We start from the raw sequence: 22,350 nt of genomic DNA on the forward strand, positions 1-22,350 counted from the left end.
CATGGACAGATTTGATTATGTGATCGTCGGCGCGGGCTCTGCGGGTTGCGTGCTCACCAGCCGGCTGAGCGAAGACCCCAACGTCAGCGTCTGCGTGCTGGAAGCCGGCCCGTCCGACTGGCATCCCTACATCCATCTGCCGGCGGGCTTCATCAAGACCTTCCACATGAAGAGCATCAACTGGGCCTATCAGCAGGAGCCGGGGCCCTGGACCGGCGGGCGCAGCATCTATGCGCCGCGTGGCAAGACGCTCGGCGGCTCCTCCTCGATCAACGGCCACATCTACAACCGCGGCCAGCGCATGGATTTTGACACCTGGGCGCAGATGGGCAATCGCGGCTGGGGCTATGCCGACGTGCTGCCTTACTTCAAGCGGCTGGAGAAGCGGGTCGGCGAGGGCGACAGCACCTTCCGCGGCCGCGACGGCAAGCTCACGGTCACGACCATGGAGTGGCGCGACCCGCTCTGCGAGGCCTTCATGGAAGGCGCGGTCTCGCTCGGCATCCCGCGCAACCCCGACTATAACGGCGCCAAGCAAGAGGGCGTCTCGTACTGCCAGCGCACCATCGACAAGGGCCTGCGCGTCTCCGGCTCGACCGCCTTCCTCAAGCCCGCGATGAAGCGGCCCAACGTGCATGTGCATACGCACGCGCATGCCACCGAGATCATCTTCGAGGGCAAGCGCGCCGTCGGCGTGCGCTACACCAAGGGCGGCCGGGGCGGCACGCCGGTGGAGGTGCGCGCCAACAAGGAAGTCATCCTGTCCGGCGGCACCTATAACTCGCCGCAGCTCTTGCAGCTCTCCGGCGTCGGCTCGCCGGACCTGCTGGCCGCGCACGGCATCGCAGTGCGTCACGCGCTGCCGGTCGGTGAAGGCCTGCAGGACCACTACGCCCCCCGCACGGTGGCGCGCGTCAAGGACATCAAGACCATCAACGAGCTCCGCCGCGGTGTCTCGCTGTGGATCGAGGCGTTGAAATGGGCGACCGCGCGCCGCGGCCTGCTCTCGCTGTCGCCGACCATGGTTTATTGCTTCTGGCACTCCGGCGAGAGTGCCGACTCATCCGACCTCCAGCTCACCTTCACGCCGGCGTCCTACAAGGAAGGCGTGCAGGGCCAGCTCGAAGACGAGCCCGGCATGACGGTCGCCTCCTGGCAGCAGCGCCCGGAGAGCCGCGGCTATGTCCGCATCCGCTCCAATGATCCGTTCGCGCCGCCGATCATCCAGACCAATTATCTGGACGCCGAGCTCGATCGCCGCGTCATCGTCGGCGGCATGAAGCTCGCGCGGCGCCTGCTCAAGAGTGCGCCGCTCTCGCCCTATTACGCCTACGAGGATTTCCCCGGTCCCAACATCAACACCGACGACGAGTTTTTGGCGGCCGCCACCGAGCGCGGTACCACCACCTTCCACCCCGGCTGCACCTGCCGCATGGGCCCGGCGGATTCCACCTGGGCGGTCGTCGACGACCAGCTCCGCGTCCACGGCCTCGAAGGTCTCCGCGTCATCGACGCCTCCGTGATGCCGCGCATGATCTCGGCCAACTTGAATGCGTCGACGATGATGATCGCGGATCGTGCCTCGGACCTGATCCGTGGCAAGGCGCCGATGGAAGCCGCAAGGATTCCGGACGCCGCGGTGGCGTGAGGATCTGCGTAGGGTGGGTTAGCTAGCGGGCTGCGCGAAGCGCAGTTCGCTGGCGTAACCCACCACTTCTGCCGATGCGGAAACGGAAGAGGTGGGTTACGCTGACGCTAACCCACCCTACGAGCTGCGGCCGGTCTATTTTGTAGCTACAAGATATTGACGGACCGGCTAAATCGTAGCTACATTAAAGGCAATGAAGATCGTCTGGGACGAACCGAAGCGGCTCGCCAACTTCGACAAGCACGGGCTGGACTTTGCCGATCTCAACGAAGCGTTCTTCGACACCGCGCTGGTCATTCCCTCGCACAACAAGAGCAAGCGCTGGATCGCGGTCGGCGTGAGCATCCGTGGCGTCATTGTTGTCGTATTCGCGCGGCCGGGCCGCGAGGGCGTCAGCATCATCAGCATGCGACCGGCAAGCCGCAGCGAAAGGAAACTCTATGCCGAACGCTAGGAAGAAGTCAGGCTACACAAAGAGAGACCTGCGCGCAGTCAGCGATAATCCGGAGCTGACAAAGGCGGACTTTGCCAAGGCGCGACCGTTTGCCGAGGTCTTCCCAGATCTCGGCGCATCCATCCGGAAGGGCCGCGGCCCGAACAAGGCGCCGACGAAGAAGCTCGTCTCGTTGCGCCTCAGCCCGGAGGTGGTCGAGCATTTCAAGTCGACCGGGCCGGGCTGGCAATCGCGGATCGACGAGACCTTGCGCAAGGCGGTCAAGCGCAAGGCGCCGTGATGGCCGAGATGGGCGATGCGGAGGGATGTTGCCCCGCGATCTTCGGGGGAAGCCTGAACAATCCATCTTTCGTGTCCCGTCGGGCAAAACACCCGCAACCCGTCAACCCCTCCGCGCAAATATTCCACTTTACCGAAATTCGGAATTGCGGCATACATCGAAACAGCCCGGCCTGACGAAGAGGGGCGGTTCGCGAGTCGTTCGAAGCGCGGGCCGGGTTGCGGTGGACGCGGCAGCGTCGTGCGCGAGAGGCGTGGGCAGGGCGGGTAGTCCCTGTGAGCCCGAGGCTTCGTGCGGACGAGCGGCGCTGAAGTCCGGCGAAGCCTCTTGGCGAAGCCGGATGAGCTGCGTACGGCAAAACCGTGTGGTCCTGGCCGTCGTTGCTACGGTCAAGCCTGTCGCGGAGATGTGCGCGAGCCCAACCGGGCAGACGGCATCATCCAATTCGCGGGGCGAGGGAGGCCAGAGGGAAAGTTCGGCTCCCGGGAGATCACGGCATAAGCCGTCCGACCATCGCGCAGGGAAGGCCGTGTGTTCGGCCGCACCTGTATGCCGCTGTGCAGTCCTTTTGCGCTATCTGCGCACAGCGGACCGCGGGTGCCAAGCCGGCACCCGGCCTTCCCTGCGCCCTCTTTCCTTGGGGGCGACGGAGAGAGCAAAGCTCGGGCGAGATGCGTCGCGAGGCTGCGAAGGTGTGTCTGCGATTCAAAATGCGAGTCGGAAGGGCAACTGCTGCCTCATACTCCGTCATTGCGAGCGCAGCGAAGCAATCCACACTGTCACCGCGGAGGGATTCCGGATTGCTTCGCTGCGCTCGCAATGACGGTGTGGAGAAAGCGGCGCACCGAACTCTACTCTCGTGCCCCGGACGCAGCGCAGCATCTCTTGACGGTGCGCTGCAGAGCCGGGGCCCATGTCTCCGCATTGTACCGTGTCGCCTACTGGGTCCCGGACGCGCAGCAGCGTTGCACGCTGCTGCGCGTCCGGGACACGGGAAGGTCACACTTCCCGTCTGCTCAAAAATGCCAGCCGCTCGAACAGATGCACGTCCTGCTCGTTCTTCAGCAGAGCGCCGTGCAGCGGCGGGATCAGTTTTCGCGGGTCGCGCTCGCGCAGCTGCTCGACGCTCATGTCCTCGTTGAGCAGCAGCTTGAGCCAGTCCAGAAGCTCCGACGTGGACGGCTTCTTCTTCAGGCCGGGCACCTCGCGCACCTCGAAGAAGATGCGCAGCGCTTCCTCGACCAGGCGCTTCTTGATGCCGGGGAAGTGGACGTCGACGATGCGGCCCATCGTGTCGGCGTCGGGGAACTTGATGTAGTGGAAGAAGCAGCGGCGCAGGAACGCGTCCGGCAGCTCCTTCTCGTTGTTGGAGGTGATCATCATGATCGGGCGCTGCTTGGCCTTGATCGTCTCGCCGGTCTCGTAGACATGGAATTCCATGCGGTCGAGCTCGAGCAGGAGGTCGTTCGGGAATTCGATGTCGGCCTTGTCGATCTCGTCGATCAAGAGCACCGGCCGCTGCTCGGCGGTGAAGGCGTCCCACAGCTTGCCGCGCTTGATGTAGTTCTTGATGTCGGACACCCTGCTATCACCGAGCTGGCTGTCGCGCAGGCGCGACACCGCGTCGTATTCGTAGAGGCCCTGCTGCGCCTTGGTGGTGGACTTGATGTGCCAGGTCAGCAGCGGCGCCTTCAGAGCCTTCGCGACTTCCTCCGCCAGCACCGTCTTGCCGGTGCCGGGCTCACCCTTGATGAGGAGCGGGCGCTCGAGCACGATCGAGGCATTGACTGCGACCTTGAGATCGTCGGTCGCAACATAGTCCTTGGTGCCGGTAAATTTCATCGCGTGTCCTTGGGTCATCGTCGGCGAGAGGCGTCGGCCCCGTCGCGACAAGCGAACGGCCGCTCGCGGCGGCTGTTCCTGGTTCGGTCAGGCTTTCAGACCCGTTTTATCAGCGAAAGGATGACGAGCACAATCACCGCGCCGATCGTGGCGTCCACGATGGCGCCGACCGTGCCCGTTGCCAGCTGGATGTGCAGCTGGGGCAACACCCAGCTTGCGACCAGCGCACCGATGATGCCGACGACGATGTTGCCGATCAGTCCAAATCCCGCCCCGTGGACAATCTTGCCCGCAAGCCAGCCCGCGATCGCACCGATGATGAGTGCTGCGACAATTCCCATTGCAAACGTCCCCAAAACAACCCCGTGAGGGCCCCAATTCTAGAGCAAAAAGCTTCGCGGTCCAGCACCCCGCGGCGGTCTCCGCCCCTTGACGTCAGCCACCCGACGGGCAATCTGTCACCCATGTTCCTGCAATTCTTCACTTCTCTGCGCGATGCGCAGGTCCCCGTGACGCTGCGCGAATACCTCACGCTGATGGAGGCGCTCGACGCTGACCTGTCGGATTATTCGGTGGAGAATTTCTACTACCTGTCGCGCACCTCGCTGGTGAAGGACGAGCGCAACCTCGACAAGTTCGACCGCGTCTTCGGCACGGTGTTCAAGGGGCTGGAAAACCTGCTCGACGCCATGGAGAAGGCGGAGATCCCCGAGGAGTGGCTGAAGAAGCTCGCCGAAAAATACCTGACTGACGAAGAGAAGAAGCAGATCGAGGCCATGGGCTGGGACAAGCTCATGGAGACCCTGAAGAAGCGCCTCGAAGAGCAGAAGGGGCGGCACCAGGGGGGCTCGAAGTGGATCGGCACCGCCGGCACCTCGCCGTTCGGCGCCCACGGTTACAATCCCGAGGGCGTGCGCATCGGCCAGGAGAAGAACCGCAACAACCGCGCCGTGAAGGTGTGGGACAAGCGCGAGTTCAAGGACCTCGACGGCAATGTCGAGCTCGGCATCCGCAACATCAAGGTGGCGCTGCGCCGCCTGCGCAAATTCGCGCGCACCGGCGCACCCGACGAGCTCGATCTCGACACCACCATCCGCGAGACCGCCAATCACGGCTATCTCGACGTCCACATGCGCCCCGAGCGGCGCAATGCGGTGAAGCTTTTGGTGTTCTTCGACATCGGCGGCTCCATGGACGCGCATATCGAGCAGGTCGAGGAGCTGTTCTCGGCGGCGAAGAGCGAGTTCAAGCACATGGAGTATTTCTACTTCCACAACTGCCTCTATGAGGGCGTGTGGAAGCAGAACAAGCGCCGCTTCACCGACCGCACGCCGACCTGGGACGTGCTGCACAAATACCCGCACGACTACAAGATCGTGTTCGTCGGCGATGCGTCGATGAGCCCGTACGAGATCATGGTGCCCGGCGGCTCGGTCGAGCATGTCAACGAGGAGCCGGGCTCGGTCTGGCTCGACCGCATCATCCGCACCTATCCGCATGCGGTGTGGCTCAATCCGGTCGCTCAGAAGCATTGGGACTATTCGGAATCGACCACAATCATCAAACGCATTTTTGCGAACCGCATGTACCCGATCACGATCGAGGGGCTTGAGGGTGCGATGAAGGAATTGACGCACTAGCTCTCGTCATTCCGGGGCGCCCGAAGGGCGAGCCCGGAATCCATCGGGCCGCAGTGCGTGTAGAGGAATGGATTCCGGGCTCGCGCTGCGCGCCCCGGAATGACAACAAGAGGGAGAACCACATGCCCCAAAACATCACCCGCGGCATCAAGGCGCTGATCGACGAGGCCAGTGCCGAGATCGAGACGCTCAACGCCAAGGACGCCATCGAGATCTCCAAGAATGGCGACGTCGTCATCGTCGACATCCGCGACCCTCGCGAGATCGAGCGCGACGGTCGAATCCCCGGCGCGTTCGCCTGCACGCGCGGCATGCTGGAATTCTGGATCGACCCGCAGAGCCCCTACGCCAAGCCGGTCTTCCAGGAGGACAAGAAGTTCGTCTTCCACTGCGCCGGGGGCCTGCGCTCCGCACTCGCGGCCAAGACCGCGCAGGACATGGGCCTGAAGCCCGTCGCCCACATCGCCGGCGGCTACGCCGCCTGGCGCGATGCCGGTGGGCCGACGGAAGCGTGGGAGCCGAAGAAGAAGGGGTGAATTGGATACCGCGCGTACCACACACTCCGTCATGGCCGGGCCTGTCCCGGCCATCCACGTTCTTGCTCGCGCACCGAAAGACGTGGATGCCCGGGACAAGCCCGGGCATGACGACCGACAAAGTTGCCAGAGAGTACATCAATGACTGACACCCCCACCGACCCCCTCGTCTCCACCGAATGGCTCGCCGCCCACATCAACGACGCCAACGTCAAAGTGCTCGACGCCAGCTTCAAGCTGCCGGGCGTGCTGCCGCTGCCGAAGGACGACTATCTCGCCGCGCACCTGCCCGGCGCTGCGTTCTTCGACGTCGATGCGGTGTCGGACCATTCCAACCCGCTGCCGCACATGTATCCGAGCGCCGAGCAGTTCGGCCGTGACATCGGCAATCTCGGCATCTCCAACGCCGACACCGTCGTGCTCTACGATGCCGGCGGCTGGGTCGCCGCACCCCGCGCCTGGTGGATGTTCCTGGCCTTCGGCCATAGCAACGTGCGCATCCTCAATGGCGGCCTGAAGAAGTGGCGCGCCGAGGGGCGAGCGGTCGAGAGCGGCGAGGTGAAGCCGAAGCCAGCGACGTTCAAGGCGAGCTACGATTCAAATCGCGTGCGCAGCATGCAGCAGCTGATCGCCAATGTGGAAAGCCGTGCCGAGCAGGTGATCGACGCGCGCGCCGGCGACCGCTTCGAGGGCCGCGCCCCCGAGCCGCGCGCCGGCATCCGCTCCGGCCACATCCCCGGCGCGCGCAACGTGCCCTACAATCAGCTGTTCGATGCCGCGACCGGCACGATGAAGCCGCTCGAGGACTTGCGCGCCGCCTTCACGAGCGCCGGCGTCAAGCTCGATGCGCCGATCGTGACGAGCTGCGGCTCGGGCGTCTCAGCCGGGGTGCTGACGCTCGCGCTCTATCGCCTTGGGATCACCGACACCGCGCTCTATGACGGCTCGTGGTCGGAATGGGGCCAGGAGGGCGGCCCAGCCATCGCGACCGGGCCGGCGTGAGCGTCACGATGACGGTGCGCGCCCTCGCGCTCTCGACGCCTTGAGCGCGTGCCTCGAAGGATGGCCACAAGCGAAATCGCTCCCGCAAGCGGGGCGCGGTGAAGATCACCGCGTGCGCGTGGTCGTCGTCGCAAACGTCTGCGGCTGACCGAATGGATCGAGCTGCTGCTGCAACTGCTGAGGCGGCGGACGACGCACTACGCGATGCCGCTTCTTGACCTTCGCCTTGCGCTTGGCCGCCTTGTCGTCGGCCTTGCTCTCGGTCTTGGCCTTCGCCGGCGCATCCTTCACGGCCGTCGTCGCCGGCTCGTTCAAAGCGGCCAGCTTGGCCGAGGCGGCATCGCGTGCGGAGGAGGCCAGGGCCGCGCTGGGATCGACCGGCGCTGGCTCGCTGGCGGTCGCGGCAGGCTCGGCCGCGGGGATCGACGCCGTGGTGTCGGCCGGGGTGAGCGTGTCGGCGGGCGCCGGCGCTGCGGCCTCCGTCGTCGTCTCGGCCTTCGTTGTCTCGGTCTTCGTTGTCTCGGCCTTGGCCGGTTCGGCGACCGGGACGTCAGCCGGAGGTGCCGCGACCTGGGACTGGGCCTCGGTCTCGGTCGTCAGCACGGCGACCTGGTCGGACTCGCTTTCGGGCAGTCCAATGGTCGGTACCTTGTCGCGCAGCGACGGCTCGGGCTCGGCGGTCGGCTCCGGCTCCGCGCGGAGGACCGCGAGCACCGGCTGGGCCGGCTCGGGAGCCTGCGCGAACACCTGCTCCTGCGGGCCGTTCCGCCAGGAGGGGTTGCTGACATACTGCTCGTGGCTCGCCCGCAGCAGTGCGGCGGCGCCCAGGCCGAACACCAGGATGGAGACTGACAGCAGGATCGCGGCAAACAGGAAGCGAAAGCCGGGAAGCATCGAGCGATTGCGAATTTCCGCCCCGGCGGCGAAGAGGCCAGGGCCCAAGAGCCATCTGAACGCGGTGACGGTACTGTTTGCCGCGTTCGCCACGCGGGGATCGGGAGCTCAAATGGGCGGCGAATCAGGCTGATTCGAACATACCGCAACGATTCCGACCCGTTCCGCAAAAAACGGGGCCGAAGACTCCGGCAATCGACGCCATGAGCTGATTTCCGCCCCGTGATGCAACGGGGCAACGGTAGTCTTGCGGATCACAAATCGGCAGGTCCCGCGCAAATAAGCCTGATATGTCTTGAATGTGCCGCTATCTTCGGCCATCTGGCCGTTAACGGTCCGATCGGGCTTGGGGACTATACAAGAGCGATGATGATCAAACATTTTCTGACGATATGCGCTGCCGCAACAGTCGCTGCGGCGGGAACCTCGCTCGCGCAGGCTCAGAGCTATCCGGTTCAGCAGGCACCGAGCTACGGCGCCCCGGCCGAATATCGGCCCGGCGACCGCACGCCGAATTTCGACGCGCTGGAAGATGACGACGACGCGATGCCGCAGGCATCGTTGCCGCCGCCCGGCCCGGCCGACGATCCGCGCTATGGCCGTCCGGTCGGTGCTCCCCCGGTCTACTCGGCCGCGCCGCCGCAGGGTCCGGTGATGTCGCCGGATGATCCGCGTTATGGCCGCCCGACTGGGGCGCCGGTCTATTCGGCCGCACCGTCGCAGGGCCCCGTGATGTCGCCCGACGATCCCCGCTACGGCCGCCCCGCGGGTCCGCCGCCAGTGATCTATGCCAATCGTCCGGGCCAGCAGGGACAGGCTCCCGCCGGTGACGGCATGCGTCCGCCGGAGGCCGTTGGTGGTCCCGCCGCGACCGGAACGGTCCAGGCCGGGCAGCCGCCGGTCGGCGCTGACGGAAGGCCGATGACGATGGCCGCGTTGCCGCCTGAGGAGCAGCCCGATGCTGCGCCGGTGCAGCTGCCGCAGAACCTGCGCCGCCAGGAGGTCTCGTTCCAGACCAAGGAGCCCGCGGGCACCCTCGTGGTCGATACCCCCAACACCTACCTCTATTACGTGCTCGGTGGCGGCCGTGCGATCCGCTACGGCGTCCGCGTCGGCCGCGACGGCTTCACCTGGACCGGCGTGCAGAAGATCACCCGCAAGGCCGAGTGGCCGGATTGGCATCCGCCGACCGAGATGATCGAGCGCCAGCCCTATCTGCCGCGTTTCATGGCCGGCGGCCCCGGCAATCCGCTCGGCGCCCGCGCGATGTATCTCGGCTCGACCGTCTACCGCATCCACGGCACCAACCAGCCCTCGACCATCGGCAAGTTCGTCTCGTCCGGCTGCATCGGCATGCTGAACGAGGACGTCTCCGACCTGTTCGATCGCGTCAAGGTCGGCACCCGCGTGGTGGTGATGCCCGGTGGTCCGCCGCCGGGAACCGCGACGGCGTCCGCAGCGCCCGCGCCCGTTGCTGCTGGTCCGGCTCCGATGGCCGCCCAGGCCGGTCCGGTCCCGGGCACGCAGCCGACCGTGGTGCCGCCGCTACCCGCGCCGGTCACCGTGCGCTAAGCGCGTCGGGAATATTCAGATTGCAAAAGGGCGTGCCATCGGCACGCCCTTCATCATTCAGGCCAGCTTGCGCGGCAGCTCGCTGCCTTTGGTGAAAGCGTCGATCGCCTCGACCATCTGGCCGTAATGGATGCGCAGGCCGTCTGAGGTCGCGTAGCCCAGATGCGGCGTCAGCACGACGTTGTCGAGCTTGCGGAAGGGATGGTCGACCGGCAGCGGCTCGACCGAGAAGACGTCGATGCCGGCGCCCGCGATCTTGCGCTGCTGCAACGCCTCGAGCAGCGCCGCCTCATCGACAATTGGCCCGCGCGCGGTGTTGACGAGGAAGGCCGTCGGCTTCATCCGCGCGAGATCGTCGCGGCTCACCAGCCCGCGCGAGCGCTCGCTCAGCACCACATGGATGGTGACGATATCGGCCTTGGCGAACAGCTCCTCCTTGGTGGCGTAGCCGACGCCGGCCGCCGCGCATTTCTCCGGCGTCAGGTTCGGGCTCCAGGCAATCACGTTCATGCCAAACGCCTTGGCGATCCCGGCCATCCTGCTGCCGAGCTTGCCGAGCCCGACAATGCCGAGCGTCATGCCCTCGATCTCGACGCCGGCAAAGGTTTGCCAGGGCTCGCCGGCATGCATGCGCGCGTTCTCGCGGCCGATGCCGCGGGTCAGTTCCAGGATCAGGCCCATGGTCAGCGGTGCGGTGGGATCGCGCGAATATTGCGTGCCCGCGACGGTGACGCCGCGCGCCTTCGCGGCTTCCATGTCGATCGCGGCGTTGCGCATGCCCGATGTGAGCAGCAGCTTCAGCTTCGGCAGGCTCTCGAACAGGCTCTTCGGGAAGGCCGTCCGCTCGCGCATCGCGCAGATGATCTCGAAATCGGCCAGCGCGCTGGCCGCGGCCTGCTCGGAGGCGAAGGGATGGCTGAACACGGTGACGTCGAGGCGGTCGGACAGTTTCTGCCAGTCGGCGACGTCGAGCGCGAGATTGAAATAGTCGTCGAGAATTGCACAGCGCAGCCGGCTCATCAGCGTTCATCCAGGGCCAGAGTTGATGGCGAGAGGTGAGGGCGCTGGGCGCGCGCCATCGTCGGAACCGGGCCATGGTTGCGCGCAATCAGGACGGCGCGCAAGCCGCTTGCGTCTTCAAAAGTCCGATAGGAAGGAGGCGCTCAGAGATCCCGGGGCTTCAGGCGGAACGGCGCATCCATGCCGTGCTTGGCGCGCCATGCTGGACCGGGGCCACGCATGTAGTGCAGTTCGGGCCGGTAGGGATTGAAGGCGGTGGCGAAGAAGCGCTTCCAGAATCCCTTGATCTCCGAGACGAAGCCGGAGACGTGGCCGGCTTCTGCCGGAACAGGAAGAGAATGGGTCTCGATCAGAGCCATGATGCGGCCTCGCTGTGCTCCCGTTCGTTCTGAGCGGGTGGCGCTGTTTCCGCGCGAAACCGAGCTTTCGGCCTGATTTATTAAAAGATGGTTTCAATTGTCCGGATCGGTGACCGGATGGTGTCCGTCCCGTATTCATCCGTGGTGAACGGACGGAAAACATTGCCCTTTGGGGGCGGGATCGCTACATCGCAGGCTAAGCAAATTTCCTCAAATCGAAGGTTTTCGGGACCGATGGCGCGCCAGTTCATCTATTTCATGCAGGGCCTGACCAAGAGCTACCCGACCCGGAAGGTGCTCGATAACATCCATCTGTCGTTCTACCCGGACGCCAAGATCGGCGTGCTCGGCGTCAACGGCTCGGGCAAGTCGACGCTGCTCAAGATCATGGCTGGCCTCGACAAGGAGTATAACGGCGAGGCCTGGGTCGCGCAGGGCGCCCGTGTCGGCTATCTCGAGCAGGAGCCGCACCTCGATCCGGCACTCAGCGTGCGCGAGAACGTCATGCTGGGCGTCGCCAAGCAGAAGGCCATCCTCGATCGCTACAACGAGCTGGCGATGAACTACTCCGAGGAAACCGCCGACGAGATGACCAAGCTACAGGACGAGATCGAGGCCCAGGGCCTCTGGGATCTCGACAGCAAGGTCGACCAGGCCATGGACGCGCTGCGCTGCCCGCCCGACGATGCGGATGTCACGAAGCTCTCCGGCGGTGAGCGCCGCCGCGTCGCGCTGTGCAAGCTGCTGCTCGACCAGCCCGAGCTGCTGCTGCTGGACGAGCCGACCAACCATCTCGATGCCGAGTCGGTGTCCTGGCTCGAAGGCCATCTGCGCAACTATCCCGGCGCGATCCTGATCGTGACCCATGATCGCTACTTCCTCGACAACGTCACGAGCTGGATTCTCGAGCTCGATCGCGGCAAGGGCATTCCCTACGAGGGCAATTACTCGTCCTGGCTGGTGCAGAAGCAGAAGCGGCTGGAGCAGGAGGGACGCGAGGACGCAGCGCACCAGAAGACGCTCGCGCGCGAGCAGGAATGGGTCGCCTCGTCACCGAAGGCACGCCAAGCCAAGTCCAAGGCGCGCTATCAGCGCTACGAGGATCTGCTCAAGCAGGCGAGCGAGAAGCAGACCCAGACTGCGCAGATCATCATTCCGGTCGCCGAGCGGCTTGGCGCCAACGTCGTCGACTTCGAAGGTCTCAGCAAAGGCTTCGGCGACCGCCTGCTGATCGACGATCTCACCTTCAAGCTGCCGCCCGGCGGCATCGTCGGTGTGATCGGCCCCAACGGCGCCGGCAAGACCACGCTGTTCAAGATGATCACCAAGCAGGAACAGCCGGACAACGGCACCATCACGGTCGGCGAGACCGTGCATCTCGGTTATGTCGACCAGTCGCGCGACGCGCTCGACGGCAGCAAGAACGTGTGGGAGGAGATCTCCGGCGGCAACGAGCTGATCCTGCTCGGCAAGAAGGAAGTCAACTCGCGCGGCTATTGCTCGGCGTTCAACTTCAAGGGTGCCGACCAGCAGAAGAAGGTCGGCGCGCTGTCCGGCGGTGAACGCAATCGCGTGCATCTCGCCAAGATGCTGAAGTCCGGCGCCAACGTGCTGCTGCTGGACGAGCCGACCAACGACCTCGACGTCGACACGCTGCGCGCGCTCGAAGAGGCGCTGGAGGATTTCGCCGGCTGCGCCGTCATCATCAGCCATGACCGCTGGTTCCTCGACCGTATCGCGACCCACATCCTGGCCTTCGAAGGCGACAGCCATGTCGAATGGTTCGAAGGCAACTTCCAGGATTACGAGAAGGACAAGATGCGCCGGCTCGGCCAGGACAGCATCATTCCGCACCGCGTGAAGTACAAGAAGCTGACGCGGTGATTTCGGCATGATGCGGCGGGCGCTCATCGCTGCGGTGATCGTGGTCACCTGCGGCTGGACGTCCGCGCGCGCCGCCGATGCCGCCTTCACCCAGTTCATCGCCTCGCTGTGGCCGGAGGCGCAGGCAGAAGGCGTCTCGCGCAAGACGTTCGACGAGCAGACGCGCGGGCTCGAGCCCGACTACAAGCTGCCCGATCTGATCCTGCCCGGACGGCCCGCGCTAGGTGCGCCGTCGCAGGCCGAGTTCGTGCAGGTGCCGGCCGACTACGTCAAGGAAGCCTCGATCGCGCGGCTTGCGGGCGAAGGACAGCGGCTGCTGCAGAAATATCGCGCCTCGCTGAGCGAGATCGAGAAGAAGTCCGGCGTGCCGGCAACCGTGATGCTCGCGATCTGGGGCCGCGAGACCGATTACGGCCGCTACACGCTGCCTTACGATCTCGTCCGCGTGCTGGCGACGCAGGCCTATGTCGGGCGACGCAAGGATCAATACCGCACCGAGTTCATCCTTGCGCTGAAGATCCTCGGCGAAGGCGTGGTGACGCGCAAGGACATGCGCTCGTCCTGGGCCGGCGCCACCGGGCTGACGCAGTTCCTGCCGTCCGAATATTACAAGCACGGTGTCGATTTCGACGGCGACGGCCGCATCGACATCTGGCATTCGGTGCCGGATGCGCTGGCCTCAGCCGCGCAGCAACTCGTCAACAAGGGCTGGCAGAGCGGCGTGCGCTGGGCCTACGAGGTGCAGGCGCCGGCCAAGGTCGATTGCACCACCGGTGTGCCCGAGGTGACGAAGCCGCTCAGCCAGTGGCTGCGCGAAGGCTTTGTGCCAGCGCGTGGGCAGAAGCTGAGTGCCACTGAGCAGGCGCAGCCGGCTTCGCTGTTGCAGCCGGAAGGCATCTATGGCCCGTCATTCCTGACCACGAAGAACTACTTCGTCATCAAGGAATACAATTTCTCCGACCTCTATGTGCTGTTCGTCGGTCATCTGGCCGACCGCATGACGAGCCCGCTTCCGTTCGCAACGCCATGGGCGGCCTCGAAGCAATTGCGCACCAGGGATGTCGAGACCATGCAGCGTGGGCTTACGCGCGTCGGGCTCTACAAGGACAAGATCGACGGCAAGGCCGGCATGCAGACGCGCGCCGCGCTCGGTGCCTATCAGAAGTCGGCGGGCCTCAAGGTCGATTGCTGGCCCAGCGAAGAGGTGCTGCGCTCGATCCAGGCGGCGCGATAGCGCGCGACCAAAGAAAAAGCCCGGCCGATGGTCTCGGCCGGGCTTCGATCGCGGCGCTCACGAGCGCCGGTGCGATCAGATCAGTAGCAGACGCGAACCGGACGAACGACCCAGCCGTAACCGTCCCAATAACGCTGACGCTGCCAGTAGCAGGGCGGGGGCGGCGGGCCGGGCTCGGCGACGTAAACGGGGCCGCCATAGGCCGGACGGCTCGACGCGATGGCGCCGCCGACGATGGCGCCGCCGATCAGGCCGGCCGCGATGCCGGCGCCAACGCCGTCATGGGCCTTGGCGGACGGAGTGGCGGTCACCAGCGAACCGGCGACCGTCGCAACCGTGAGGGCGGCAACTAAAGTCTTCTTCATGCTCTTGGCTCTCCTGGGAGATGGGTTCCTCTTGTTAGAGGCGCCCGGGTTTCAAAGGTTCACGCACACGCTGATGGAATTGGCCGTGCAGCTAGGAAGCGCGCAATTGGTCAACCCACGGTAAACGCACACGGAGCTGTGACGAGAAAAAGCGGTCTTTTTCAGGCCCGGAGATGAACGGCGAATCCGTAGTGAACCGGTCAGCCGATGTGGTCGCGATGGACCGGTTCGAGTCGCCTCAGCCGCAGACTCTGACGCGGCGGACGCGCCAGGCATAGCCGTCCCAGAAGCGCTGCTTCTGCCAGACGCAGCCGCCGCCGTAATAATCGTCAGAGACATAGCCCGGGCCCGGCGCATAGTAGCGGGGCGGGTAATAGCCGGGTTCGTAATAGCCGGGGCCGGGTCCGTAATAATACGGAGAGGCCAGCGCGCCGCCGACAATGGCGCCGCCGATGATGCCGGCTGCTACGCCCGCCGCGACGCCGCGCTGTGCATGGGCCGGGGTTCCGGCCGCAACGGCCAGGGAGGCGACGGCGGCGACCGTCAGGAGCAACTTCTTCATCGGCTTGACCTTTCGTACGAACACGCGGGAACCCTTTGGGAGCAGAGTTCCATACTTCGTTTGAATGATCAATGAACGGCACCTTGGTGGCGGGCGACCAATTGATGTGAACCGCAGGCTCGGCCAGGAGGCGACGATGGGCAACGCGATGATCAATGCATTGATTGCTGCCGGGGTCGTGTCCGCGATCGGTTACGGCTGGATCACCCATCTCCAGAACCGCGGCCAGCGGCGCTCCCGCGTCGGGCCGGGTGGCGATGGCAGCAGCAGCGGCGACACCTATTCGGGCAGCAATAACGGCTTCTCGCTGGGAAGCTGGTTTTCCAGCGACAGTTCGGGCAGCTCGGCCGACAGCGGCAGCTGTTCCAGCAGCGACAGCGGCAGCAGTGGTGGCGATTGCGGAGGCGGCGGCGATGGTGGGGGAGGCGGAGGCGGCGATTAGATCCGCTCCAATCTTGATCCAGCGCAACGCTGAAATTTAGGGCCGTTCTAGGCTGCTTTTGGGCCAGTTTGGAATAGCTTCAAATACCGCTTTTTCCTTTTGCATCCGGCGGGCTCGTTAAATATCGATGATGACGCATCACCGAAGGGCCTGCCGCTTCCATGATCGTTTGTTCCTGTAACGTGCTGAGCGATGACGACATCCGTGCCGCCGTCGCCGAGTCCGACGACGCCGTGCGCCATGCCAAGCAGGTCTATGGATGCCTCGGCTGCAGCGCCGAATGCGGTCGCTGCGCCCGGACGATCAAGACCATCATCGACGAAGCCCTTGGCCCCTGCGCCCAGTCCTGCTGTGCCGGCTGTCCGCACAACCACACTGTGGCTGCCAATGACGAAGCGGCTGAGCCCGCCCAGTTCGCCCTCGCGGCCTGCTGAAAGCCTTCGCAGCTCGGTTGAGCATTTCCCCGGCCGCGCCGCCGTAGCCAGTTGCCCTCATTCGTAAACTGACTTAGAAGCGTTCTAAATTCGGTTTTGGGCCGATTTGGACTGCAAGAGCTGGAGTGAACCATGCAGGGCGACGCAAAAGTCATCGACTATCTCAACAAGGCACTGCGTCACGAACTGACTGCGATCAACCAGTACTGGCTGCACTACCGCTTCCTCGACAATTGGGGCCTCCTCGACATGGCCAAGGTCTGGCGCAAGGAGTCCATCGAGGAGATGGAGCACGCCGACAAGCTCACCGCGCGCATCCTGTTCTTCGACGGCTTTCCGAACATGCAGGTGCTCGATCCCTTGCGCATCGGCCAGAACGTCAAGGAGATCATCGAGTGCGACCTCGCTGCCGAGATGAGCGCGCGTGCGCTCTACCAGGAAGCGGCGACCTACTGCCACGGCGTCAAGGACTACGTCACGCGTGACTTGTTCGAGAAGCTGATGAGCGACGAGGAGCACCACATCGACTTCCTCGAAACCCAGCTCGACCTGATCGGCCGCATCGGCCTCGAGCTCTACACCCAGAAGCACGTCGGTGGGCTCGAGGGTGAGGGGCACTAAGCTTCGGCTCTGGCGCATACTCGGTGTCGTCCCGGCGAAAGCCGGGACCCATACCGCGTGATCTATCTGGATGCGCCGGTATGAGTACCGTGGGACGAGTTCTTCACTGCGAGTCTTCGCAAAACCACTCCCTGTGGCTATGGATCCCGGATCTGCGCTGCGCTTGTCCGGGACGACACCGTGATTGTCGCCCCACCTACAACTGCGTCTTGTAGATCTCTTCCACGGTCTCCTGGCTCGCCGGTTCGCCGAGGCCGGTCTGGTCGTGGATGACCGTGACGATGCTGGGCATCACCGAGCGCTGCACTTTCTCCGGCGACCACAGCTTCGAGCGCATCAGCGCCTTGCCGCAATGGAAATAGACTTCGCTGACGGCGACGTTCAGCACCGCCCGCGGTGGCTTGCCGAATTCCACCATGGAAGCGAGCAGATCCGGATCGGCCGACAGCGTGCCGCGTCCGCCGACGCGTAGCGTCTCGTCGATGCCGGGCACGAAGAACAACAGATGCACGAAGCCCGAGCCTTCGACGACGTTGCGGAAACTGTCGATCCGGTTGTTGCCGGAGCGGTCAGGCATCAATAGCTGGTTCGGACCGGCGACGTGGACGAAGCCGGTGCCGCCGCCGCGTGGCGAGGCATCGACGCTGCCGTCCGCGCCCGACGTCGCGAGCACGCAGAACGGCGACATCTCGATGAACTTCCTCGCATGCGCGTCGATCGCGGGACGCGCTTTCGCGATCACGCGCGGGCTCGGCTTGGCGTAGATGGTGGTGAGGTCTTCGGCGCAAAGATCGGTCAATGGCGTGCCTCCGCTTCAGCTTGGCGGCAAGCTACCCAATCGGGCCGCCTCCAGCCAATGGAATCGATCAAGACGTTTTACACGGCATCGGCCGGCACGAAGCAGCTGATGATGATGGCGCCGCGGTGGCGAACGTACCACACCACGGCCTGGCCGACCGGATTGCCCCGGTCGCGGATGATGGCGCGCTCGGGCACCTCCATCCATTGCCCTTCGATCGGCACCCAATAAGCGCCGCTGCGCACATCGTAGTCGGTGCGATGGCCGTCCGAGACATCGCAGCAGGGCACGCCGTTCGGCGCGATCACGCTCTTGAACCAGGCGCGGATATCGGGCGGGATGTGGTCATATTGCCCGTTGTCGAATGCGAGTGCGGCGCTGGTCAGCGCCGTCATCGCGACCAGCCAAACGCACAGTGCGAGCCTGTGCATGCGATCCCTCCTCGTCGCGTTCCGCTATTCGCGCGCGAGTCTTGCTCGCGTCGATTCCATCGGTGACGCGATTAAGCCCGAGCTGTCAGCGCATTGCATGCCCAAATAATATGCGGCTCCGAAGTGCCGCACATGATGCGCTGCAAAATCAGCGACGCGCCGATTCGATCGTTTGTTGCGGCGTGCTCTCCAGCAAGTGCCGCACCTGCTCGCTGTAGAATTTCGCATTGCCGGTGGTGCCGTGGCCGCGCGTCTCGGCGCTCGCCGGGATCAGATAGAGGCGGCCGTTTTTGACCCGCTTCATGGCCGCGTCCGTGATGCCGGTCTCGGGCGGGTTGCGCTCGTCGTCGGCGGAATTGATCAGCAGCAGCGATGCTTCGATGGCTTCCAGCTTCTCGCCGGCATTATAGTCGTGCGAGGACTCCCACTGGTAGACGAAGTCGTTGGCATCCGCCGTGATCGGCGTCGCCAACCGGTCGTTGACGATCTTGTCGGCCTTGGCCGCGGTCGGCGCCTGCGATTGGTAGGCCAGGGTGCCGCCGATGCTGGCGATGCCGTAGGCGGTGATGGCATATCTCATCATGCGCGGCTGGCTGGTGTAATTGCCGCCATTGTAGTCCGGGTCGTTGCGGATGGTGTCGAGCATGATCCGCCGCAGCATCCAGTTGCGCGACGCCATCTCGGTCGGCTGCGAGGCCATCGGGATCAGCGCGTCCATCGCGTTCGGATATTTCTCGCCCCACAGCCAGGTGTGCATGCCGCCCATCGAATTGCCGATGACGAGCCGCAGATGCTTGACGCCGAGTCCTTCCGTCACCAGGCGATGCTGCGCCTCGACCATGTCGTCATAATCGTATTTCGGGAAGCTCGTCTTCATGCCGTCCGAGGGTTTTGACGATTTGCCATGACCGATGCCGTCGGGAAGGATGATGTAATATTTGGAGGCGTCGAGCGGTTGCCCCGCGCCGAACAGCTCCCCGGCGAAGGCGGGTGACAGCATGCTTGTGCCCGAGCCGCCCGTGCCGTGCAGCACGAGCACCGGTTGGCCTGAGGGCTCGCCGATTGTGGTGTAGTGCAGCTTCAGCTCCGGCATGGTCTCACCGGTGTGGAACTTGAAGTCCCTGGCGATCCAGTCGCCCTGCTTGGGTGCCGGATAATCGGCGGCCAGGACCGGCATTGAAAAGGACAGCAGGACAGCCGACAGCGCGGCGCAGGAAGCCTTCATGTTTCTCTCCCCATTGCGGCTCATGGTCGGCGGCCGCGTTGGAGCGGAACTTAGCAGAAGTGCGCGGAAGGATGTAGGATTTCGGCTCCGCCGATCGTCTTCAAGGAAACATCCGGAAGAGGCCCCTGCATGTGCCGCAACATCAAGACGCTGTTCAACTTCGAGCCGCCGGCGACGGAGGATGAGATCCACGCCAGTGCGCTCCAGTTCGTGCGAAAACTGTCCGGCTTCAACAAGCCGTCGCAGGCCAACGAGGCGGCGTTCGACCGTGCAGTGGCCGAGGTCTCGCAGGCTGCGCGAAATCTCCTGACCTCGCTGCACACCCATGCGCCGGCGCGGGACCGCGAGGTCGAGGCGGAAAGGGCGAAGGAGCGCTCGCGGCTGCGCTTCGGTTAGAGGGCTGCAGCTTCGCATTCCGTGATCTGGCTCACGGTATGGGGCGCCTCGTCCTGCAATGATGTCCGCCGGGATTTTGACAGCCCGGAGCAGGATCATGAGCCGCCCCCTTCTTCCGCTGAAAGCAGGTGCCATCGTCTTCACGCTGCTGTGGACTGCGTGGATGATGTGGTGGAGCGGCTCGTTCTCGAGCGCCAACGTGATCATCCTGGCCCTGTGCGGCGCGGCAGTGGGCTATCTCTGGTATCGCGCCATGCGCTGGCAGTTCGAGCGCATGGGCATGCTGCCGCGCAAGGATGACGCTTCCGGCGCGTCTTGATTTGGCTCGTGTCCCGGACGCGGTGCGGCGCGAAGTGCCGCTCCGCAGAGCCGGGACCCAGTCATCGTCAGCGCAGCTCCCGGCGATAAGGGCCTCGGCTCAGCAGCGCAGCATTGCATGCCGCGCTGCGTCCGGGGCACCGGCATCGCTAATCCCGGTGCTTCTTCTTTTTCTTCTTCTTCCTGTGCTCGTCGCTTTCGCCTTCGTCGCTCTCGTCGTCGACGATGGCCTCATCGGGCTCCTGCACGGCGGCCTCCAGCGCCTCGCGCTCGGCGGCGTCGCGCTCGCGTTGGCGGCGGCGCTCGTCCCAGGCGTCGAACAGTTGCTCGAGCCACGGCAGCACCTGTTCGATCGAGGGCAATTGACCGGCAGGCCCAGCCTCGCCGCGCGGGCCTTGCGGCCCCGCCGGCCCTTGCGGTCCGGCAGGTCCCTGCGCGCCGGCGGCCCCACGCGGGCCAGCCTCGCCCTGCTTGCCTTGCGGACCGGGCTTGCCCTGAGGTCCCGCCTTTCCGATCGGCCCCGGCTTGCCTTGCGGACCCGGCTTGCCGCGCGCGCCGTCGGGACCGCGCCGGCCCGGATGACCCTGCGGCCCCGGCCGTCCCGGCTCGCCCTGCCGTCCGCGCGGCCCTTGAGATCCCTGCCGTTTCTGTTCGTCTGCCACGCCGCTGCTCCCTTGACCGGAAGCAAGCTACTTAGCGGCGTTTGACGACAGCAGCAATTCCGCCGGGACAGCTCACCACGCTTGATCAACATCAATCGGCGGCACGCGCTGCTGTGTCATCGATCGCACGGCCACATCTCTTGCGAGGAGCGACCGATGCGCGCAGCGTGGAAGATCCTTTGGCTGTTCGCTGCCGTCCTTGCAGCAGCGCTTGGCCTCGCGCACCAACTGGTACCCGACGTCGTGCCGGTCGCGTTCGCCGAGGAGCCGCAGCCGTCATGGGCTGTCATGACGGCCTTCTTCCTCCGCGCGATCGAGATGATCGCAGCCTCGGTCGTGATGATCGCGCTTGCGGTCATCATCGGCGGATTGATTCAGCGGCGCGTCCTCGGACGCTAATCCTGATAGGCGGGCACGTCGATGCCGGACGCCGCGTAGATCCTGATCTTGTTGCGCAGCGTGCGCACCGACAGGCCGAGCACGCGCGATGCGCGGGTGCGGTTGCCGTCGCAGCGCGCAAGCGTCTGAAGCACGAGCTCGCGCTCGACTTCGTCGACGGTGGCGCCGATCAGAAGCGGAACGATCTGGTTGGGAGCAAGGAATTGCGCGCCCGACTCGGACGCAGCGACATGAACAGTGGTCATCAACACACCTCCCGATCAACGCCCGCTGCCATCTTTGGAAGCGGATCGAGAACCAACGACCCCCAAGCCGTAGATGTACGGTGGGCGGGTTTGGTTAATGAAAGGTTAATCGCGAACGAACGCACCAATTGACCCCAGGAATGCCGCTAAGCCGCCGCGATTGGCGCCAGATGCATCGTGATGCGGGACTATCTCTTCCACACATGCGGTGTCATCGTCCGGTCCAGTGGCGCAATTGCCGACAAGGCGGACGATGATCCCGTGCGCGGGGATAGTGAGTCGCGCCTCACACCGTCCGGTAGCCGCCGTCCACCGTCACGATCGTTCCCGTGACATAGGCCGACAGATCCGACGCGAGGAAGATCGCGGGCCCGACGATATCCTCGGGCTTGCCGGTGCGCGCCAGCGGGGTGTGGTCGACGAAGGCCTGCACCAGCGCCGGATTGGTCGCGCGCACATTGGCGTTGATGTTGGTCTCGATGAAGCCCGGCCCGATCGCGTTGACGCGCACGCCTTCCTTGCCGAGCTCGACCGCGAGCGCCTTGGTGAAGCCGAGCACGCCGTGTTTCGAGGTCGTGTAGGCCGCCGAGCTCGGCGTGCGCAGATGCACGAAGGACTGGATCGAGCCGATATTGACGATGCGGCCTTTGCTCGCGCGCAAGGGTGCGAGGAAGGCCTGCGTCATGTTGAAGACGCCGTTGAGGTTGAGCGAGATGATGTCGTTCCAGTCCTTCGCCACCGTCTCGGTCTCCGCGGTGAAGGCGTTGCGGCGAGTAATGCCGGCATTGTTGACGAGGATCGAGACCTGCCCGACCTTGTCGGCGATCTGCTTGGCGAGCGCAAAACAGTCCTCGCGCCGGGTCACGTCGAGCGCAAAACTCTCGACCCTGCCGCCCGCTTTGCTGATCTCCTGGGCGGCCTCCGCGACCGTGTCGGCATTGACGTCGAGCAGCACCACTTGCGCGCCCTCGCGAGCGTAGCCGGCCGCGATGGCCCGGCCGATGCCGGAGCCGGCGCCGGTAATGACGGCGATGTGGTTTGCGAGCAATGCCATGACATTTTTCTCCCGATTTCGTTTCGAAGTTT

At 64.8% G+C, this 22,350-nt stretch carries 28 protein-coding genes; 15 read left to right on the plus strand and 13 right to left on the minus strand.

Going from position 1 to position 22,350, the window contains the following annotated elements:
• Position 1 precedes the first annotated feature (1 nt).
• From XI04_RS14160 to XI04_RS14170, 3 genes are all read left to right on the plus strand, one after another.
• The gene (locus XI04_RS14160) at positions 2-1,648 is read left to right on the plus strand and encodes a GMC family oxidoreductase (RefSeq protein WP_028145615.1); all 1,647 of its coding nucleotides are present in this window, start codon (positions 2-4) and stop codon (positions 1,646-1,648) included.
• Between the two features lie 193 nt (positions 1,649-1,841).
• Positions 1,842-2,102, plus strand: coding sequence for a BrnT family toxin (locus XI04_RS14165; RefSeq protein WP_271610530.1), 261 nt, complete (start codon positions 1,842-1,844; stop codon positions 2,100-2,102).
• On the plus strand, positions 2,089-2,382 hold the full coding sequence (locus XI04_RS14170; RefSeq protein ID WP_028145613.1) for a BrnA antitoxin family protein: 294 nt from the start codon (positions 2,089-2,091) through the stop codon (positions 2,380-2,382). Before XI04_RS14165 ends, XI04_RS14170 begins: the two co-directional genes overlap by 14 nt.
• 999 nt (positions 2,383-3,381) lie before the next feature.
• Here XI04_RS14170 and XI04_RS14175 read toward each other — a convergent pair.
• A complete protein-coding gene (locus tag XI04_RS14175) occupies positions 3,382-4,224 on the minus strand; it encodes an AAA family ATPase (RefSeq protein ID WP_095426129.1) in 843 nt (280 codons plus the stop codon).
• Positions 4,225-4,319: 95 nt separating this feature from the next.
• Positions 4,320-4,565: a GlsB/YeaQ/YmgE family stress response membrane protein gene (locus XI04_RS14180; protein ID WP_018318587.1), complete on the minus strand. Its 246-nt coding sequence runs from the start codon at positions 4,563-4,565 to the stop codon at positions 4,320-4,322.
• A 123-nt stretch (positions 4,566-4,688) separates the two neighbouring features.
• On the opposite strand from XI04_RS14180, the gene XI04_RS14185 reads away from it, so the two are divergent.
• The 3 genes from XI04_RS14185 (at position 4,689) to sseA (ending at position 7,402) form a co-directional block, all read left to right on the plus strand.
• Positions 4,689-5,864 carry a vWA domain-containing protein gene (locus tag XI04_RS14185; RefSeq protein ID WP_028145611.1) on the plus strand — a complete coding sequence of 392 codons (1,176 nt, stop codon included), beginning with the start codon at positions 4,689-4,691 and terminating at the stop codon, positions 5,862-5,864.
• A gap of 122 nt (positions 5,865-5,986) precedes the next feature.
• Positions 5,987-6,400: a rhodanese-like domain-containing protein gene (locus tag XI04_RS14190; protein ID WP_271610531.1), complete on the plus strand. Its 414-nt coding sequence runs from the start codon at positions 5,987-5,989 to the stop codon at positions 6,398-6,400.
• A gap of 141 nt (positions 6,401-6,541) precedes the next feature.
• On the plus strand, positions 6,542-7,402 hold the full coding sequence (gene sseA, locus XI04_RS14195) for a 3-mercaptopyruvate sulfurtransferase (protein WP_271610532.1): 861 nt from the start codon (positions 6,542-6,544) through the stop codon (positions 7,400-7,402).
• Positions 7,403-7,507: 105 nt separating this feature from the next.
• Here the strand turns inward: sseA and XI04_RS14200 are convergent, their stop codons facing one another.
• Positions 7,508-8,296 (minus strand): hypothetical protein, encoded by a 789-nt coding sequence (locus tag XI04_RS14200; RefSeq protein ID WP_271610533.1) that lies wholly within the window; start codon positions 8,294-8,296, stop codon positions 7,508-7,510.
• Positions 8,297-8,665: 369 nt separating this feature from the next.
• Between XI04_RS14200 and XI04_RS14205 the strand changes: the two genes are divergently transcribed.
• Positions 8,666-9,868: a L,D-transpeptidase family protein gene (locus XI04_RS14205; RefSeq protein WP_179879890.1), complete on the plus strand. Its 1,203-nt coding sequence runs from the start codon at positions 8,666-8,668 to the stop codon at positions 9,866-9,868.
• A gap of 57 nt (positions 9,869-9,925) precedes the next feature.
• Here the strand turns inward: XI04_RS14205 and XI04_RS14210 are convergent, their stop codons facing one another.
• Positions 9,926-10,888 (minus strand): D-2-hydroxyacid dehydrogenase family protein, encoded by a 963-nt coding sequence (locus tag XI04_RS14210; RefSeq protein WP_038950863.1) that lies wholly within the window; start codon positions 10,886-10,888, stop codon positions 9,926-9,928.
• Between the two features lie 143 nt (positions 10,889-11,031).
• Positions 11,032-11,247, minus strand: coding sequence for a hypothetical protein (locus XI04_RS14215; RefSeq protein ID WP_028145605.1), 216 nt, complete (start codon positions 11,245-11,247; stop codon positions 11,032-11,034).
• A 234-nt stretch (positions 11,248-11,481) separates the two neighbouring features.
• Between XI04_RS14215 and ettA the strand changes: the two genes are divergently transcribed.
• On the plus strand, positions 11,482-13,131 hold the full coding sequence (ettA, locus tag XI04_RS14220; RefSeq protein ID WP_028145604.1) for an energy-dependent translational throttle protein EttA: 1,650 nt from the start codon (positions 11,482-11,484) through the stop codon (positions 13,129-13,131).
• A 7-nt stretch (positions 13,132-13,138) separates the two neighbouring features.
• Positions 13,139-14,365 carry a lytic murein transglycosylase gene (locus XI04_RS14225; RefSeq protein WP_271610534.1) on the plus strand — a complete coding sequence of 409 codons (1,227 nt, stop codon included), beginning with the start codon at positions 13,139-13,141 and terminating at the stop codon, positions 14,363-14,365.
• Positions 14,366-14,445: 80 nt separating this feature from the next.
• Here XI04_RS14225 and XI04_RS14230 read toward each other — a convergent pair whose 3' ends face one another.
• Complete coding sequence (locus XI04_RS14230) at positions 14,446-14,730, minus strand: hypothetical protein (RefSeq protein ID WP_028145602.1); 285 nt, start codon at positions 14,728-14,730, stop codon at positions 14,446-14,448.
• 238 nt (positions 14,731-14,968) lie between these two features.
• Positions 14,969-15,292, minus strand: coding sequence for a hypothetical protein (locus XI04_RS14235; RefSeq protein ID WP_028145601.1), 324 nt, complete (start codon positions 15,290-15,292; stop codon positions 14,969-14,971).
• Between the two features lie 136 nt (positions 15,293-15,428).
• On the opposite strand from XI04_RS14235, the gene XI04_RS14240 reads away from it, so the two are divergent.
• From XI04_RS14240 to bfr, 3 genes are all read left to right on the plus strand, one after another.
• Entirely contained in the window at positions 15,429-15,734 is a 306-nt protein-coding gene (locus XI04_RS14240) for a hypothetical protein (RefSeq protein WP_271610535.1), read from the plus strand.
• 161 nt (positions 15,735-15,895) lie between these two features.
• On the plus strand, positions 15,896-16,168 hold the full coding sequence (locus XI04_RS14245; RefSeq protein WP_018318601.1) for a (2Fe-2S)-binding protein: 273 nt from the start codon (positions 15,896-15,898) through the stop codon (positions 16,166-16,168).
• A 132-nt stretch (positions 16,169-16,300) separates the two neighbouring features.
• Complete coding sequence (gene bfr, locus XI04_RS14250; protein ID WP_011089420.1) at positions 16,301-16,789, plus strand: bacterioferritin; 489 nt, start codon at positions 16,301-16,303, stop codon at positions 16,787-16,789.
• Positions 16,790-16,985: 196 nt separating this feature from the next.
• Here the strand turns inward: bfr and XI04_RS14255 are convergent, their stop codons facing one another.
• From XI04_RS14255 to XI04_RS14265, 3 genes are all read right to left on the minus strand, one after another.
• Positions 16,986-17,588: a pyridoxamine 5'-phosphate oxidase family protein gene (locus XI04_RS14255; protein ID WP_028145599.1), complete on the minus strand. Its 603-nt coding sequence runs from the start codon at positions 17,586-17,588 to the stop codon at positions 16,986-16,988.
• Positions 17,589-17,665: 77 nt separating this feature from the next.
• A complete protein-coding gene (locus XI04_RS14260; protein ID WP_028145598.1) occupies positions 17,666-18,019 on the minus strand; it encodes a hypothetical protein in 354 nt (117 codons plus the stop codon).
• 148 nt (positions 18,020-18,167) lie between these two features.
• A complete protein-coding gene (locus XI04_RS14265) occupies positions 18,168-19,244 on the minus strand; it encodes an alpha/beta fold hydrolase (RefSeq protein WP_097668417.1) in 1,077 nt (358 codons plus the stop codon).
• Between the two features lie 129 nt (positions 19,245-19,373).
• Here XI04_RS14265 and XI04_RS14270 point away from each other — a divergent pair, with 129 nt between their 5' ends.
• Both XI04_RS14270 and XI04_RS14275 read left to right on the plus strand, forming a co-directional pair.
• Positions 19,374-19,640, plus strand: coding sequence for a DUF2277 domain-containing protein (locus tag XI04_RS14270; RefSeq protein ID WP_028145596.1), 267 nt, complete (start codon positions 19,374-19,376; stop codon positions 19,638-19,640).
• 97 nt (positions 19,641-19,737) lie between these two features.
• A complete protein-coding gene (locus XI04_RS14275; RefSeq protein WP_028145595.1) occupies positions 19,738-19,959 on the plus strand; it encodes a hypothetical protein in 222 nt (73 codons plus the stop codon).
• 148 nt (positions 19,960-20,107) lie between these two features.
• On the opposite strand, the gene XI04_RS14280 is transcribed toward XI04_RS14275, so the two are convergent.
• Positions 20,108-20,620, minus strand: coding sequence for a collagen-like protein (locus XI04_RS14280; protein ID WP_097668415.1), 513 nt, complete (start codon positions 20,618-20,620; stop codon positions 20,108-20,110).
• A gap of 156 nt (positions 20,621-20,776) precedes the next feature.
• Here XI04_RS14280 and XI04_RS14285 point away from each other — a divergent pair, with 156 nt between their 5' ends.
• Positions 20,777-21,019: a hypothetical protein gene (locus tag XI04_RS14285; protein WP_028145593.1), complete on the plus strand. Its 243-nt coding sequence runs from the start codon at positions 20,777-20,779 to the stop codon at positions 21,017-21,019.
• On the opposite strand, the gene XI04_RS14290 is transcribed toward XI04_RS14285, so the two are convergent.
• Positions 21,016-21,264, minus strand: a complete 249-nt coding sequence (locus tag XI04_RS14290) for a helix-turn-helix domain-containing protein (RefSeq protein WP_028145592.1) — start codon at positions 21,262-21,264, stop codon at positions 21,016-21,018. The two genes, XI04_RS14285 and XI04_RS14290, sit on opposite strands and share 4 nt — an antisense overlap.
• A gap of 286 nt (positions 21,265-21,550) precedes the next feature.
• Entirely contained in the window at positions 21,551-22,318 is a 768-nt protein-coding gene (locus tag XI04_RS14295; RefSeq protein WP_271623712.1) for an SDR family NAD(P)-dependent oxidoreductase, read from the minus strand.
• Positions 22,319-22,350 lie beyond the last annotated feature (32 nt).

Source organism: Bradyrhizobium sp. CCBAU 11430 (genome assembly GCF_028128855.1).
GTDB lineage: Bacteria > Pseudomonadota > Alphaproteobacteria > Rhizobiales > Xanthobacteraceae > Bradyrhizobium > Bradyrhizobium ottawaense.

Bases quoted from the DNA above. Each gene is read 5' to 3' on its own strand.
- XI04_RS14245 (WP_018318601.1), top strand. From the start codon at position 15,896: ATGATCGTTTGTTCCTGTAACGTGCTGAGCGATGACGACATCCGTGCC.
- XI04_RS14285 (WP_028145593.1), top strand. From the start codon at position 20,777: ATGCGCGCAGCGTGGAAGATCCTTTGGCTGTTCGCTGCCGTCCTTGCA.
- XI04_RS14270 (WP_028145596.1), top strand. From the start codon at position 19,374: ATGTGCCGCAACATCAAGACGCTGTTCAACTTCGAGCCGCCGGCGACG.
- XI04_RS14225 (WP_271610534.1), top strand. From the start codon at position 13,139: ATGATGCGGCGGGCGCTCATCGCTGCGGTGATCGTGGTCACCTGCGGC.
- XI04_RS14205 (WP_179879890.1), top strand. From the start codon at position 8,666: ATGATCAAACATTTTCTGACGATATGCGCTGCCGCAACAGTCGCTGCG.
- XI04_RS14265 (WP_097668417.1), bottom strand. From the start codon at position 19,244: ATGAAGGCTTCCTGCGCCGCGCTGTCGGCTGTCCTGCTGTCCTTTTCA.
- XI04_RS14215 (WP_028145605.1), bottom strand. From the start codon at position 11,247: ATGGCTCTGATCGAGACCCATTCTCTTCCTGTTCCGGCAGAAGCCGGC.
- XI04_RS14275 (WP_028145595.1), top strand. From the start codon at position 19,738: ATGAGCCGCCCCCTTCTTCCGCTGAAAGCAGGTGCCATCGTCTTCACG.
- XI04_RS14185 (WP_028145611.1), top strand. From the start codon at position 4,689: ATGTTCCTGCAATTCTTCACTTCTCTGCGCGATGCGCAGGTCCCCGTG.
- XI04_RS14170 (WP_028145613.1), top strand. From the start codon at position 2,089: ATGCCGAACGCTAGGAAGAAGTCAGGCTACACAAAGAGAGACCTGCGC.
- ettA (WP_028145604.1), top strand. From the start codon at position 11,482: ATGGCGCGCCAGTTCATCTATTTCATGCAGGGCCTGACCAAGAGCTAC.
- XI04_RS14180 (WP_018318587.1), bottom strand. From the start codon at position 4,565: ATGGGAATTGTCGCAGCACTCATCATCGGTGCGATCGCGGGCTGGCTT.
- XI04_RS14295 (WP_271623712.1), bottom strand. From the start codon at position 22,318: ATGGCATTGCTCGCAAACCACATCGCCGTCATTACCGGCGCCGGCTCC.
- XI04_RS14290 (WP_028145592.1), bottom strand. From the start codon at position 21,264: ATGACCACTGTTCATGTCGCTGCGTCCGAGTCGGGCGCGCAATTCCTT.
- sseA (WP_271610532.1), top strand. From the start codon at position 6,542: ATGACTGACACCCCCACCGACCCCCTCGTCTCCACCGAATGGCTCGCC.
- XI04_RS14200 (WP_271610533.1), bottom strand. From the start codon at position 8,296: ATGCTTCCCGGCTTTCGCTTCCTGTTTGCCGCGATCCTGCTGTCAGTC.
- bfr (WP_011089420.1), top strand. From the start codon at position 16,301: ATGCAGGGCGACGCAAAAGTCATCGACTATCTCAACAAGGCACTGCGT.
- XI04_RS14175 (WP_095426129.1), bottom strand. From the start codon at position 4,224: ATGAAATTTACCGGCACCAAGGACTATGTTGCGACCGACGATCTCAAG.
- XI04_RS14165 (WP_271610530.1), top strand. From the start codon at position 1,842: ATGAAGATCGTCTGGGACGAACCGAAGCGGCTCGCCAACTTCGACAAG.
- XI04_RS14210 (WP_038950863.1), bottom strand. From the start codon at position 10,888: ATGAGCCGGCTGCGCTGTGCAATTCTCGACGACTATTTCAATCTCGCG.
- XI04_RS14235 (WP_028145601.1), bottom strand. From the start codon at position 15,292: ATGAAGAAGTTGCTCCTGACGGTCGCCGCCGTCGCCTCCCTGGCCGTT.
- XI04_RS14230 (WP_028145602.1), bottom strand. From the start codon at position 14,730: ATGAAGAAGACTTTAGTTGCCGCCCTCACGGTTGCGACGGTCGCCGGT.
- XI04_RS14260 (WP_028145598.1), bottom strand. From the start codon at position 18,019: ATGCACAGGCTCGCACTGTGCGTTTGGCTGGTCGCGATGACGGCGCTG.
- XI04_RS14240 (WP_271610535.1), top strand. From the start codon at position 15,429: ATGGGCAACGCGATGATCAATGCATTGATTGCTGCCGGGGTCGTGTCC.
- XI04_RS14190 (WP_271610531.1), top strand. From the start codon at position 5,987: ATGCCCCAAAACATCACCCGCGGCATCAAGGCGCTGATCGACGAGGCC.
- XI04_RS14160 (WP_028145615.1), top strand. From the start codon at position 2: ATGGACAGATTTGATTATGTGATCGTCGGCGCGGGCTCTGCGGGTTGC.